This is a genomic window from Rhizobium cauense, from assembly GCF_019511525.1.
Classification (GTDB): domain Bacteria; phylum Pseudomonadota; class Alphaproteobacteria; order Rhizobiales; family Rhizobiaceae; genus Rhizobium; species Rhizobium cauense.
Genome location: NZ_JAEUAT010000075.1, coordinates 1 through 418 on the forward strand (window position 1 = coordinate 1; position 418 = coordinate 418).

1 protein-coding gene is annotated in these 418 nt (G+C 53.6%); it reads right to left on the reverse strand.

Features of this window, described 5'->3' with window-relative positions; all coding sequences use genetic code 11:
• Window positions 1-24: 24 nt before the first annotated feature.
• Window positions 25-418: glycerate kinase (locus JNB88_RS33195; RefSeq protein WP_220359171.1), on the reverse strand; the 394-nt coding region annotated here is incomplete at its 5' end.

Sequence of the window (418 nt, forward strand, 5' to 3'; positions counted from 1 at the left end):
GTATAGAGGGTTTGCGCGCCCTTGTCACCCCGCGTTGCGCATTCCAATCGCCAGTGTCGCGGCGATATTACGTGAAGCACGGCAGATATTGTCATAAGCCCCGCGGAATGCTTCGTCCAACGTACCTATGCTGGTCAATACGCTGAAGACCGCATCGATGCCATGCTGATGTACAACGCCAACATCATCGGTCAGGCTACCCGCAATGCCAATCACCGGTTTATGGTACTTCTTCGCCACGTTTGCAACGCCAATCGGTACCTTGCCGTGAATACTCTGGCTGTCAATACGCCCTTCACCGGTGATCACCAGCGTACAATCGTGAATATGTTCCTCCAGATTCAGCGCCGTAGTGACGATTTCAATACCACTTTTCAGTTCCGCACCAAGAAACGCCATCAGCGCCGCACCCATACCG